We start from the raw sequence: 13,645 nt of genomic DNA on the forward strand, positions 1-13,645 counted from the left end.
TAATTCTTCATTTAAATAGTCAATTAAAAGATTGCTTTTATTTTTATCAAAATAGGCTTTCAAACTATTTTGTGTTTTCTCTACTTGGGTTGGTATAGATGATTGTGCCCAAATTTGTCCATGTGGATGTGGATTGCTACACCCCATGACACTTCCTTTGTTTTCAAAAATTTGAACATAATTAATATAATCAACATTGCCCAAATCCGTATATTCACGTTGCCAAGTTCGAATAATTTCTTCGATAGTTGACAAATCCATTTCTGGCAAAGTGATATTGTGTTTTGGTGAAAAACAAACCACTCGTGAAATTCCTCTCTCTGGTTTTACTTTAAAGAAAGTAGCTTCCTTGCTTTCTTCAAACTCAATTTCTTTTTTTTTTAAAGCTGCAAAATCATTTTCAAAAACAAATGAACTAAGATATTTTGGATTTACTTCTCCATTAGCACGAACATTGCCCGGACACAGATAACAAGTTGGATCATATGTTGGTCTTTCATCATTAGCATCAGTTTCCTTTTGACCTTGCCAAGGACGTTTTGCTCTGTGTGGAGAAACCAAAACCCATTCGTTTATGAGCGGATTAAACCGTCGGTGCGGATCTTCGTAGATATCAAATTTTTTCATTATAAATTAGTTTTTATATAGTGAAGTTCCGTTAGAAACTTTTACATCGTATGTTATTAAATCTATTTTGAAATGTTCAGCATACAATGTGGTAAATTTCTCTTTTATTTTACTTTCACTTCCCTTTTTTACTAAATTGATGGTGCAACCTCCAAAGCCACCTCCCATTAACCGAGATCCAATTACATCCTCTTCGGCTTTTGCCAAATCTACCAGATAGTCTAATTCCGTGCAGCTTACTTCATAATCTTTAGACAATCCTTGATGGGTTTCAAACATTAATTTACCTAATGTTTCAATATCGCCTTTGTCGAGCGCAGTACAAGCTTGAATGACACGTTTTATTTCTTTTACGGCATATAAACTTCTTCTAAAGACATTATCCGTCATTTTAGATTTCAAACCAATTAATAATTCTTCATTACAATCTCTAAAGCTATTAATTTCAGGATAATTTTCATTTATAATACTTAATCCTTCTTCACATTCTATTCGTCTATTATTATATTCGGATGTAAATAATGAATGTTGCAAGTTACTATCAAATAAAATTAAAGAATAATTGGCAAAATCAGCATCGTGGTAAGTATAATCCAAAGTACGACAATCAATCTTTATTACTTTGTTTTCAAATCCCATAATACTAGAAAACTGATCCATGATGCCGCAATTAATTCCAACCCAGTGCTCAGCACTTTGCCCCATTAAAGCCATATCGATTGGTTTTATATCCAAATTAAACATTTTATTAATCCCAAATAAAAATCCACATTCTAAGGCTGCCGAAGAAGACAAACCAGAACCAATAGGAATATTACTACTAAAGACGCAGTTAAAACCGCCTATTTTGTATCCTTTTAATTTTAATTGAAATAAAACACCCCGTAAATAATTAGTCCAAACGATATCGCTAATTGTTTCTTCTTTTGTAACGTCTATTTTTAGTGATTCATTCAGATCAATCGCATGAATTTTTGCGGTATTTGAATTGTTTTTTTCGAATGCAAAACAAACTATTTTATCAATAGCTGCGGGTAACACATAACCATCATTATAATCAATGTGTTCGCCAATAATATTAATTCTTCCCGGGGAAAGAACTATTTTATCGGGTACATTTCCAAATTTAGCTTTAAAAAAATCAGTTGTGTCTTTAATTAAAATCGCATTCATTATTTATAATTTGTTTTTTTTTATTTAATTTCTTGAAATTTATACCTAGTCTTATGTTGATATACTTCATCTTTTCTCAAAACAGAGTCAGGAAAATGATCGTGATTAGGTGCGTCAGGAAAATTTTGAGTTTCAAAACAAATCCCGCTCAAATTGTGATAATCTGTATTTTCCTTTCCTTTTATTTCATTATTACAATTTCCTCCCACATAAATATGCACAGCCGGTTGATTTGTATAAACCAACATTTCTAAATTATTTTTAGGGCTGAAAAGGGAAGCAGCGATTTTCTCATCACCATTCAAAACAAAAGTGGTATCTATTTTTTGAGGGCATTTTTTAGCTTGGTTAAAATTAAAAGGGTTGTTTTCTAAATTCAGAAATTGGCCCGTTGGAATAGTATGTTCATTGGTTTCCAATATTTTATTGGAATTAATTGACAAATCCTGTTCAAGAATAGTGGAATTATGACCATCAAGATTAAAATAACTATGATGTGTCAAGTTTATTAATGTATCCTCGGAAGTAGTGGCAACGTATTCAATAATCAATTCATTTTCTTCCGATAAAGTGTAGGTCAAATCTATCGATACATCTCCGGGGTAATTTTCTTCCCCATCGGGACTGAAATAACTTAACGTTATAGATGGATTTTCCCCTTCATTAACATTTTTAATCTCCCATTGTTTTTGGCTAAAGCCAATATTTCCACCATGCAAGGAGTGCCCATTATTATTGTTATTTAAATCAATCGATTTGCCGTTCAATCTAAAAGTACTATTATTAATTCTGCCAGCAAAACGCCCTACCGTGGCTCCAAAATACGGCGCACTATTTATATTAAAGGAATTTAAATAGGCTTCCAAAGTATCGAAACCCAAGACCACGTCAATAAAATTGCCATTTTTCAAGGGTATTTTTAATGAGGTTATCGTAGCACCAAAAGTGATAACATTCAAGTGCATTCCGTTTTTATTGGTTAAATCACAGGATTTGACTGCAGTTCCATCAGGTATATGCCCAAAGAATTTAATTTTAGAACTAGTATTTAAAAATGAATTCATAATGCTCTTCAAAAATTTATATAATTCAAATATAATTTAAATATCATTATTTTACACACTAGTACCTACCAGTTTATGTATATTTGTAAAATTTTTAATTATGAAATTTATTAATATTCAAAATAATCTAGGCATACCTAAGTATAAACAAATTATTTACTCTATTGAAAAAACTATTGTAAAAGGACTTTTGAAAAAAGATGATAAACTTCCATCTATAAATAAAGTATGCCTTGAGTTTTCTATTTCCCGTGATACCGTGCTTCTGGCTTATGAAGAATTAAAAAAGCGAGGTATTATATATTCTATTCTTGGTAAAGGCTACTATATAAAAACCATTGAGGTAAAAGTAAAAAAAAGGATTTTTTTACTTTTTGATGAGCTTAATATTTTTAAGGAAGATCTTTATAATTCTTTTATAGAAAATATTGGAATGAATACTCAGGTTGATATTTTTTTTCATCATTTTAATCTTCAAGTTTTTCAAAAACTAATTAATGACAGCAATGGAAACTACACTAAATATATCATTATGCCAACAAATTTAGATGGGGCGGCTGCGATAATAAAAACCCTACCAGTTGACGATGTTTATATATTAGACCAAACAAATAATGAGTTAAAATCATTTCCTGCGGTATATCAAAATCACAAGAAAGATATTTATAATGGCTTAGAAAGGGGTAAAACTAAATTAAACAAGTACGAAAAACTAAACATGATTTTCCCGGGCTTTAGAGAACCCATAGGAATGAAAATTGGCTTTAAAAAATTCTGTAAAGACTTCGGATTTAACCATACCGTTTATACTGAATTTAAAGACCAGAAAATAAAAAAAGGCGAAGTTTATATAATTCCCGATGACAGAGATTTAGTGAAAGTGATTGAAAAATCAAAGCTACAAAATTTTATTCTTGGTGTAGATTTCGGAATCATATCTTATAACGAAACTCCATTAAAAAAAGTGGTCGAAAACGGCATTACAACGATATCTACAGATTTTGTAGCGATGGGAAAAATTCTAGCGCAAATGATTTTGAATGGAAAAAAGGAACAAATAGAAAATAAAAGTAACTTGATAATCCGCCAGTCTTTATAAAACAAAGCATTAAGTTTAACCAATAGAAATTTTATCATCTACAACTAATTCTAAGGCCTATTTTAAGCAAAATCAGCTAGAAATTCTAGGATTTGGCTCGAGAATAAGTCAATAGGGTTCATTGTCGTAACAAAACCCATTAAAGAAATTTAGCCGTTTTTTTGGCTTCATAAAACATCAAAAACTGTTCATAATCTTTAAGCAAATTGTTCGAGATGCCTTCTGACAAGTCTACTAAATAAGCCATTCAGAAATGAGTGGCTTTTTCTTTTTTATTGAATGGTTATATATTATAACGCATTGCATTAATAATGTAGATATATTTCTACATCCTTTAAATGAGGTTTTAAGCATTGGTTAAAATAGTTTCATTTTTTCTGACTCCATAAAATACGTTTACTTTATTTTGTAAATATCTTCTTTAATCTTATTAAATAATATAAATATTCATAAATTAATTAATTTTTTTGAATATTCAGACTTCAAAAAATTACTATATTTTATTACATATTACAATAAGTGAATAATTACTTTTGGTTTCTAGTTAATTGAATGTTAACTATTTGTTATTATTTAAATATTGTATGTATGGTTAAAAAATTCCCCCTATCGAATTTTAAATTATGGTTATTTATTAGTGCTCTTTTTACTTTTTCAAATGCCTTTTCGGCCAATTGGTGCGTCAATGGCAAGAATTATTCCACGAAAAACGCTATTCGTTTACTGATATTCAAAGTCCAGATTTTGTTCAAGTTGCAAAAGGATATGGAATAAAAGGGAACAGCATCAAAATACGAGAAGAGTTGAAAGGAGCTTTAGAAGAAATGTTATCCCATCCAAAATCATATTTATTAGAAGTGGCTGTTCGAATGGAAGATAATGTGTTTCCAATGGTTCCACAAGGAAAAGGAGTGTCAGAAATTGTGCTTTGTAAAGAAGATATGTAATTATGAAAAAAGAGTTTACCCTTACAATATATACCGAAAATCAGGTGGGATTAATCAATAAAATCGCCATTATGTTTTCAAGAAGAAAAATCAGTTTGGAAAGTTTTAATACTTCGCCAAGTGAAGTGCCAAATATCTATCGATTTACTATTGTAGTTATTGAATCTGAAGCGGTTGTGAAAAATTTGGTCAAACAAATTGAAAAAATTGTAGATGTGTTTAAAGTCTATTGCAACACAAATGAAGAAATTGTTTGGCAACAAATGGCATTATACAAAGTTCCAACAGAAGTAATAATTAAAGAAGTAAAAGTTGAGCGATTACTTCGAGAATACGGTGCAAAAGCAGTAGTGATTCGAAGCGATTATACTGTTTTTGAAGCTACAGGACAAGGCGATGAAATTAATAAATTATTGAAAAAATTAGACAAATTCGGGTTAATAGAATTTGTAAGAAGTTCCAGAATCGCCATCATCAATGCAAGTGACGGCATTCATAAAAAAGTAGTAGAAATGGAAATGCAAAATCCATCACTGCAATCAATAAATAACACGTTTTTAGATAAAAAAGATCAAATATTTCAAATGTAAAAAAAGCAGCGTATGGCAACAATAAATTTTGGAGGAGTGAATGAAACCGTCATCACAAGAGACGAATTCCCATTAGAGAAAGCACAAGAAACATTAAAAAATGAAGTCATTGCTGTAATTGGTTACGGCGTGCAAGGACCAGGACAATCCTTAAATTTAAAAGACAACGGTTTCAAGGTAATCGTTGGACAACGAAAAGGTGGAAAAAGTTGGGATAAAGCCCTTGCCGATGGTTGGGAAGAAGGCAAAACCTTATTTGATATTGAAGAAGCGTGCGAAAATGCAACTATTATTCAATATTTACTTTCAGATGCGGGACAAATTGAAGCTTGGCAATCGGTTAAGAAAAATCTTACTCCTGGTAAAACGTTATATTTTTCTCACGGATTTGGAATTACGTTTAATGAAAAAACAGGAATTGTTCCTCCGTCAGATGTTGATGTAATTTTGGTTGCACCGAAAGGTTCTGGAACATCATTACGAAGATTATTCTTAAAAGGCGAGGGCATCAATTCAAGCATAGCGGTATATCAAGATGCTACCGGAAGAGCAAAAGACAAGGCAATTGCATTAGGAATTGGAGTAGGTTCGGGCTATTTATTTGAAACCGATTTTCAAAAAGAAGTCTATTCAGATTTAACGGGCGAAAGAGGAATTTTAATGGGTGCTTTAGCAGGATTATTTGAAGCACAATATGAAGTACTTCGAAAAAATGGACATTCACCTTCGGAGGCGTTTAACGAAACGGTAGAAGAATTAACGCAAAGTTTGATGCCTTTAGTGGCAGAAAACGGAATGGATTGGATGTTTGCCAATACATCAGTAACCGCACAACGTGGCGCTTTGGATTGGAAAGGTAAATTCAGAGAGGCAACCACACCAGTATTCGAAAATTTATACGAAGAAGTGGCATCTGGAAGAGAAGCAAATAGAGTAATTTCAGAAGGAAGTAAAAAAGATTACCGTCAAAAATTAGATGTAGAATTAAAAGAAATCCGCGAATCTGAACTTTGGCAAGCCGGAGCAGCCGTCAGAAAATTAAGACCAAAATTGAATTAATGGATTTATTTGAAAAAATAGAACAAGCTAAAATAAATTTAACTGAGGTAGTGCTAAAAACGCCACTTCAGTTAAACACAAATCTATCTGAAAAATATCAAGCAACTATTTATCTAAAACGGGAAGATTTACAAAAAGTTAGATCCTACAAAATTAGAGGTGCTTATAATAAAATTAGTCATTTAGATGTAGCCCAAAAAACAAATGGAATTGTATGCGCCAGCGCAGGGAATCACGCGCAAGGGGTGGCTTATTCTTGTCAGTTATTGCAAATCCAAGGCAAAATATATATGCCTAAAACCACGCCAAAACAGAAAATAAAGCAGGTACAACTTTTTGGGAAATCGTTTGTGGAAATTGTTTTAATTGGCGATACTTTTGATGATGCATTTCATGCGGCAAAGCTATTTTCAAATGAAAACCAATTAGAATTTATTCATCCTTTTGACGATGTTGAGGTGATTGCTGGGCAAGGCACGGTTGGTTTAGAAATTCTATCAGAAAAAGTTTCTAAAATTGATTATTTGTTGTTACCCATTGGTGGCGGCGGATTGGCAGCTGGTGTTTCAACCGTATTCAAAAAGTTAAGTCCCAAAACAAAAATTATTGGAGTAGAACCTGAAGGTGCGCCTTCTATGCAACAAGCCATTTATTTAGAACAACCTGTTCTTTTGGACAAAATAGACCGATTTGTAGATGGTGCCGCGGTGAAAAAAGTTGGAAAACAAACATACGAGGTTTGTAAAGATACTTTAGATAAAATTATTTTGGTACCAGAAGGCAAAGTGTGTACAACCATTTTGCAATTGTATAATGAAGAAGCTATGGTGGTAGAACCCGCTGGTGCGTTGTCAATTGCGGCTTTAGATTTTATTGCAGATGAAATAAAAGGAAAAAAAGTAGTTTGTATTGTTAGCGGAAGCAATAATGATATTGAAAGAACCGAAGAAATTAAAGAGCGTTCGTTAATGTATGAAGGTTTGAAACATTATTTTATGATTCAATTTCCTCAACGTCCAGGCGCTTTACGCGAATTTGTTAATGAAGTGCTGTCTGAATCGGATGATATTACGTACTTTCAATTTATTAAAAAAAATAATAGAGACGTTGGCCCAGTAGTAGTCGGTTTAGAAGTTAAAAACGAAAATGATGTGCAGTCAATTAAATTAAAAATGAACGAGAAAGGATTTCAATTTGAGTATTTAAATGAAAACAATCCGTTATTAGCATTATTAATTTAGTTACCTATTTTTGATAACGTTTATTTAAATTAACTTACAGATAGTTTTTTCTATCTTTGCCAATCAAAATTTTTAAGGATTCTAAAATTAATTATAAATAATTCCTTAAAAATAAAAATCAGCTACATGAATCCAAAGAAAATTGCGGAGTACAGAAAATTACTCGATGTTACCAAAACAGCTACTTTAAAAGAGCTTAAAACAATTTACAGAAACAGCATGAAAGAAGATCATCCTGATACTATTGCCGATCCTGTAGAGCGTTTAGCGGCCGAAGAAAGAAGCAAAAATATTATTGAAGCGTATCATTTTTTAGTTAGTATTGCTCCAGAAACGCAAGAAAAAAACAAAGAGATCTATCAAAAAACGACTACAACGGTAAATATTCTGGATTTCTATATGGATAATGGAGTATTGTATATTTCATTTTTAGATGGAAGTAAATACGAATATTTTAGTGTGCCAAAGGTAACATACATAAAAATGGTCAATGCCGAATCTCCAAGTCGTTTTGCAAGAAGACACATTTATAATGAATTTTTATACCGTAGTGCTTCAAAATTGGTTGCAAGCGAATAATAGTTTTTAGTATATTTACCTTATGAAAATTGCTTTAAAAATCGTATTGTTATTACTAATTCTTTTTTCTTTTTCTTGCATTTAAGAGGAAGAAACTGTTAAGACGGACTTATTTATATAGGTGACGGATATACCCTTTTTTCCTTAATTGAATCGGAAGAAATAATTTTATAACGAAAATAATCTTGCCGCAACTGTATTCAATTAATTTTTTTATTTTGGACGGAATAACATTTAAAATATACAATTCAATTGGAGCATTACCATCGCTTTGGGATACAGTAGCTCAGAGTAATGTTTTTCTTCAAACACCCTATTTATCTGTGCTAGAACGTTCGGCACCTGTAAATATGGAGTGTTTTTATATTGGAATTTTCGAAAATTCAGAATTAATAGGCGTTTCTTTAGCGCAATATTTAGATTTAAATAAACTCGAATCCTTTGGTGAAAGAGATAAATGTTTTAAAACACTGCTCCGAAATTTTATATTTAAAAATTTTGCATCACACTCGCTTTTCATAGGTAATAATATGATAACGGGTCAAAATGGTTACGTATTTTCAAAAGAAATAGATTTTGAATGTATTAGCGAAATTTTATTGCAAAGCGCATACGAAATCATACAGTATTTTATAGAAAAAGGTGAGAAGATTCATTTGGTTTCCCTTAAAGATTTTTATGAAGATTGTTCAATCGAATTGAAAAAATATCGTCTTAAAGAAATATATGAGTTCAGTACGCAACCAAATATGATTTTCTATTTGAATGAAAATTGGAGTTCATTTGATGATTATCTTGCTGTACTTTCAAAAAAATACCGCGATCAATATAAGCGTGCCAATAAAAAATTCAACGGAATTACAATTAAAAATCTTTCCCATCAAGAAGTATTAGTTCATGAAAACACGATTTATGAATTGTATTTTTATGTTGCTAAGAACGCACCTTTTAACACCTTTTTCCTTTCTAAAAATCATTTTTCAACCTTAAAAGAGCAATGTGGAAATCGATTTCAAATTTTTGGATATTTTTTAAATAAAAAATTAGTAGGTTTTCATACACTTTTATTGAATGATACCACTTTAGAAACCTATTTTTTGGGTTACAATGAAACCATTCAAAAAGAAAATATGCTGTATTTGAATATGTTATACAACATGACGGCTTTTGGAATTGAAAATGGTTTTGAGCGAATTATTTTCGGTAGAACAGCTTTAGAAATTAAAAGTTCTGTAGGAGCATCGCCAGTAAATATGTCTGGATTTATTTTTCATACCAACAAGTTGATTAACCGATTTATGGGTCCAATTTTTAAAAAATTAGAACCAACACTTCTATGGCAGCAGCGTCATCCTTTTAAATAAAAAATCCCGAAATTTTTCGGGATTAAATTTAAATCTTATTTTCTAGACTGGTCCATCCACCACCGTTGATGCAATCAATGCCGTGTTGTTGTAAAAGTGAAGTTGCTTGTGCGCTTCGCATACCTGAACGACAACAAGCAATAACGGGCTTATTCCATTTTTTTATGGTTTCAATGTTTCCATTTAATACTTGTAAAGCAATATTTTTTGAATTTTTAATGTGTCCGTTTTTAAATTCATCCGATGTTCTGACATCTAAAATAATCGCTCCTTTTTGAATGTATTCTTGTACATCATTTGTTTTGTTTCCAATTCCTAAAAAATCTAATAGTCCCATAAATGTTTTTTTTTAGCAAAGATAATTTAGAGTGGTATATTCTTCAGTAACAATTGTTACCATTAAGCGTTTGCTTTCTCAAAAATCAATTCCAATCCATTAGTAATCAAATGCGCAATTTTTGGTCGATTAGTTTTTACATTTTCTAAATGATTTAAAACTTTGTTAACCAAATCAGAATTACCTTCTTTTTGGGCAAGTTCTGCAATTTCTACTGATAGCAGCCAATCGTTTGGATGTCCGTCAGAAACAGCTGCAAAAGCTTCTATTAATGTGATTTTAGAGGGTTTATTTTCTCTAATATTTCTAATGCTGGCATATAGTTTTTCTAATTCTTCTCTTTCAACAGATTTTTTCTGTTTTATCGTTTGTGAGGATGGAACATGATTGATCATATCAAAACTATTTACATCAGCTGGACCTGAAAAAGCTGAAATTACTTTTTTTCCAACGGCCATATCATAAATACCCCATTCAGGTTGGAAAAGCACTTGGTCATTGTGGGTAACGGTACAATTTTTAAATTTAATTAATAAGATTTCTCCTTGTAGATTGCGAGAACCTGTTATAATTTCTCCTTTTACGATAATATTTCCTTCAAATTCTAAAGTTACTTGTTCGCCTTCATAAATTGCATAGGCACGCAAGTCTCTAGGGCTCATTTCTTCAATGGCTAAATTGATGCCTTTAAGTTTTCCAATAGGAGATCCAAAACCCTCGGCATGATATTCAGTTCCATGACCTACGAGTTCTTTTTCTCTGTATGAAAGTGCCGTTTTTCCTGAAGTTTGAACATAAACAGGTTTTCCTTCATCTTCAATTACATTTGAAAAGAAACCCGAAATCTGTAGTCCGGTGCTCAATTCTATAGTACCTAAGGCATTGGAATTGATCAATTTTTTAATTCCCAACAAACCACCGGTTCGCAATGCCATTTTATTTGCAAATTCTTCTAAAACTTGACTCAATTGTGCAAAATCTGGTGTTACATACAGTTGAGGTTGAGGCTTTGTAATATCGAAACTTTGATCCGCGGCCGAAATATCGTAGGGTATTTTCTTAACATTATTGGTCATACACCAAGCACTTTCTCCAATAGAGGAAAGTAAACCGGCACCATAAATTTTCGGATCTTCAATAGATCCAATTAAGCCATATTCAACTGTCCACCAATGTAAATTTCTAATTTTAGACATTTCAGATAATTCACCCATGTTGTTTTGTAAAAATTCAACTTGGTCTTCAGCGGCTTTAATTTCAGTTTCCGGGGTGTCTTCAGCTTCTTTTACAATAGATAATAATCGAACGGCTTCGTATAATTCGTAATCTCTTGAAGATGAAATGGCTTTGCAACCGATTTCGCCAAATCGTCTTAAATATTCTGCATATTCAGGGTTAGCAATAATAGGCGCATGACCCGCACCTTCGTGAATAATATCTGGAGCTGGTGTATATTCTATATGTTCTAATTGACGAATATCGCAAGCTATGACGAGTACATTATAGGCTTGAAATTCCATAAAAGCATTGGGAGGGATGAAACCGTCAACGGCTACTGCTGCCCAACCAATTTCTTTCAAAATCCGATTCATTCCATACATATTTGGAATATTATCAATTTCTAATCCTGTTTTTTGCAACCCCTCTGAGTAAGAATTATGTGCAACTTTTGAAAGGTAATCAACATTTTTGCGCATTACATATCTCCAAACCGCTTGATTTATGGGAGTATAATCTTCATAAACTTGTGGTTTGATGAATTGCTTCAAATGTTCAGGTAATCGATCAATCAACGGATTGCTTTCAAAATGCGTTTCCATAATTTTATTGGTGATGTTTTATGTAAAATTACGAATTTTTCAGAAAGTTGGAAAGTATTTTGTGAATTCAATATAAAAAAATGAGGAAATTAATTTCTCATTTTTTTATCGTTTCAAAGAAAAATGGGCTTTAAACTGTTTTTGAGTTCCATTTTCTGTGTAATCAAGTGTAAACCAATAATCCGTTGATGGTAATTTTTCATTGTTGTATATTCCATTCCATCCCTCACTCGCTGTGGTTGCACTCAATTGTTTTAATAACTTTCCATAGCGATCAAAGATGTATAACTTAGCATCGGGTTGATTTAATCCAATGATGTTCCATGTATCGTTATAACCGTCACCGTTTGGTGTGAAATATTTTGGATAATCAATCACCAATACTTTTTGGGTCAGATAAGTACATCCTTGGGTATCCACTACTGTAATGTCATGTGTTCCTCCTGTTACTCCAGTAAACACATTTGATTCTTGTAATGCTCCTTGATCTAATTGATACAATAATGTTCCGTTGCCGCCTGTTACGGTTACTACAAGCGTTGCATTGTCGCTAAAGTATTCGCTCTGGGTTACTGTTAAGCTTGTTGCTGGATTTGTTGCCGTTACCACCGCGCTGGCTATATTGGAAACACAATTGGTAATGCTATTGGTGGCTACGACGGTATAAGTTCCTACTTGGGTTGCAGTATAGGTTGCACTAGTTGCACCTGGAATTATTGCGACTGGAATTGTTCCACTTTCAAAGGTCCAAATAAAGTCATAATTTACATCATTTAATCCTGAATCCAATACGTAGGTTTGGAACGGAACTCCTGCACCGTCCACACAAATGGTTCCATCGGTTAAGGAAACTACTGGTAATGGATCCACATAGACTCTCACCGTGATGGGTATACCTGGACAGCCTGTTAACAACGGAGTAATAATATAATCGACATAACCTCGGGTATTGCCCGTAGTGGTTAGTGGTTGTGCTATAAGTATTGATGACCCTGTTGCGGTTCCTGCAGTTGCTCCTGAAACACCAACGGGTTCAACTACCCAATTGAAAACTGTTGTAGCGTTGAAGGTTGAAACACTTATAAAGGTAGATTCGCCACTACATAGATCGGGATGTGTAGCACTTCCAAATATTTCAGGAACAGGATTTACCGTTACTGTTATTCTTTGTGGAGTTCCTGTACAGCCATTTAAGCTTGGTGTTACTTCATATACTACAGTTCCTTGAGATAATCCTGTAGTAGTTAGTGTTTGATTGATGGCTGTGCCGCTTCCGTTTAATGCGCCACTCACACCTACACTGCTCACAACACTCCAAGAGTAAACCGTATTATTAATAGCTCCTGAAAACGAAATATTAGTGGCTTGCCCTGAACAAATGGTTTGGGCTAGTGAAGTTGGACTTACAATTACATTAGGAATAGGATTCACCGTAACCACAACAGTTACTGGTGCTCCTAAACATCCATTAGCTTCTGCTACAATAACATAAGTTACTTGACCTGCTGCTACTTGATTGGCATTCAAAATTAAGGTCTGATTAATACTAGTTGCTCCAGAACCAGTAACCGATCCTGATTGACCCGTTATGGTTGTAGCGGTTGCAGTCCATGAAAATGTAGCGCCAGAAACATTACTTAACAAATTAATGTTGGTTGTGCCACCCGAACAAAAACTCTGAGTAATAACACTTGGAATAACTGTTGGAAGTGGATGTACTACAATAGTCATCGTGGTAGTTAAAG

13 protein-coding genes are annotated in these 13,645 nt (G+C 32.8%); 7 read left to right on the forward strand and 6 right to left on the reverse strand.

Features of this window, described 5'->3' with window-relative positions:
• The 3 genes from galT to ACIQZC_RS05160 form a co-directional block, all read right to left on the reverse strand.
• The coding region (galT, locus tag ACIQZC_RS05150) for a galactose-1-phosphate uridylyltransferase (RefSeq protein ID WP_396138169.1) at positions 1-627 on the reverse strand (627 nt) is incomplete at its 3' end.
• A gap of 6 nt (positions 628-633) precedes the next feature.
• Positions 634-1,800: a galactokinase gene (gene galK, locus ACIQZC_RS05155; RefSeq protein ID WP_396138170.1), complete on the reverse strand. Its 1,167-nt coding sequence runs from the start codon at positions 1,798-1,800 to the stop codon at positions 634-636.
• 20 nt (positions 1,801-1,820) lie between these two features.
• Positions 1,821-2,864, reverse strand: a complete 1,044-nt coding sequence (locus ACIQZC_RS05160; RefSeq protein WP_396138171.1) for an aldose epimerase family protein — start codon at positions 2,862-2,864, stop codon at positions 1,821-1,823.
• A 100-nt stretch (positions 2,865-2,964) separates the two neighbouring features.
• On the opposite strand from ACIQZC_RS05160, the gene ACIQZC_RS05165 reads away from it, so the two are divergent.
• The 7 genes from ACIQZC_RS05165 to ACIQZC_RS05195 all read left to right on the forward strand — a co-directional run bounded on the left by ACIQZC_RS05165 (position 2,965) and on the right by ACIQZC_RS05195 (position 9,743).
• Positions 2,965-3,963, forward strand: a complete 999-nt coding sequence (locus ACIQZC_RS05165) for a GntR family transcriptional regulator (RefSeq protein ID WP_396138172.1) — start codon at positions 2,965-2,967, stop codon at positions 3,961-3,963.
• Between the two features lie 677 nt (positions 3,964-4,640).
• A complete protein-coding gene (locus tag ACIQZC_RS05170; protein WP_396138181.1) occupies positions 4,641-4,910 on the forward strand; it encodes a thiamine pyrophosphate-dependent enzyme in 270 nt (89 codons plus the stop codon).
• A gap of 2 nt (positions 4,911-4,912) precedes the next feature.
• The gene (gene ilvN, locus ACIQZC_RS05175) at positions 4,913-5,500 is read left to right on the forward strand and encodes an acetolactate synthase small subunit (RefSeq protein ID WP_396138173.1); all 588 of its coding nucleotides are present in this window, start codon (positions 4,913-4,915) and stop codon (positions 5,498-5,500) included.
• Positions 5,501-5,512: 12 nt separating this feature from the next.
• Positions 5,513-6,559 (forward strand): ketol-acid reductoisomerase, encoded by a 1,047-nt coding sequence (gene ilvC / locus ACIQZC_RS05180; RefSeq protein WP_396138174.1) that lies wholly within the window; start codon positions 5,513-5,515, stop codon positions 6,557-6,559.
• Positions 6,559-7,800, forward strand: a complete 1,242-nt coding sequence (ilvA, locus tag ACIQZC_RS05185; protein WP_396138175.1) for a threonine ammonia-lyase IlvA — start codon at positions 6,559-6,561, stop codon at positions 7,798-7,800. Before ilvC ends, ilvA begins: the two co-directional genes overlap by 1 nt.
• Positions 7,801-7,926: 126 nt before the next feature.
• A complete protein-coding gene (locus tag ACIQZC_RS05190) occupies positions 7,927-8,379 on the forward strand; it encodes a KTSC domain-containing protein (protein WP_396138176.1) in 453 nt (150 codons plus the stop codon).
• A 218-nt stretch (positions 8,380-8,597) separates the two neighbouring features.
• The gene (locus ACIQZC_RS05195) at positions 8,598-9,743 is read left to right on the forward strand and encodes a peptidogalycan biosysnthesis protein (protein WP_396138177.1); all 1,146 of its coding nucleotides are present in this window, start codon (positions 8,598-8,600) and stop codon (positions 9,741-9,743) included.
• A 28-nt stretch (positions 9,744-9,771) separates the two neighbouring features.
• Here the strand turns inward: ACIQZC_RS05195 and ACIQZC_RS05200 are convergent, their stop codons facing one another.
• The 3 genes from ACIQZC_RS05200 to ACIQZC_RS05210 all read right to left on the reverse strand — a co-directional run.
• Positions 9,772-10,080, reverse strand: coding sequence for a rhodanese-like domain-containing protein (locus ACIQZC_RS05200; RefSeq protein WP_396138178.1), 309 nt, complete (start codon positions 10,078-10,080; stop codon positions 9,772-9,774).
• Between the two features lie 62 nt (positions 10,081-10,142).
• Positions 10,143-11,900, reverse strand: a complete 1,758-nt coding sequence (locus ACIQZC_RS05205) for an aromatic amino acid hydroxylase (protein WP_396138179.1) — start codon at positions 11,898-11,900, stop codon at positions 10,143-10,145.
• Positions 11,901-12,005: 105 nt separating this feature from the next.
• On the reverse strand, positions 12,006-13,645 hold a 1,640-nt coding region (locus ACIQZC_RS05210), incomplete at its 5' end, for a T9SS type B sorting domain-containing protein (RefSeq protein WP_396138180.1).

The organism is Flavobacterium sp. (genome assembly GCF_044338735.1).
Taxonomy (GTDB): domain Bacteria; phylum Bacteroidota; class Bacteroidia; order Flavobacteriales; family Flavobacteriaceae; genus Flavobacterium.